Here is a 229-nt window from a genome sequence, read left to right as displayed (position 1 = left end):
CCTCACTTATACCATGTCGTTGATGGCGACGATTTTTTTACCGGCCACGTTCCTTACCGGCTAATTCGGCGTCAACCTCGGCGGCATTCCGGGCGGCAATTGGGCGCCGGGCTTTACCGCTTTCTGCGTGCTGCTATTGGTGATGGGTGGCGGGGTGGCGATATGGGTGAAAGGGCGGAAATGGTTGTATGGCAGAAAAGCGGAATAAACCTGATCGATATCAATATAC

General features: G+C 53.7%; 1 pseudogene. It reads left to right on the top strand.

Annotated elements, in window-relative coordinates:
- Positions 1-208: pseudogene (locus KVT28_RS28110) on the top strand (CorA family divalent cation transporter); the annotation flags it as partial.
- Positions 209-229: the final 21 nt, after the last annotated feature.

The organism is Pantoea sp. GbtcB22 (assembly GCF_019091025.1).
In the GTDB taxonomy this organism is placed as follows: domain Bacteria; phylum Pseudomonadota; class Gammaproteobacteria; order Enterobacterales; family Enterobacteriaceae; genus Pantoea; species Pantoea leporis.
Note: the sequence above shows the minus strand (reverse complement) of the source record. Positions and strands in the feature narration are given on the sequence as shown.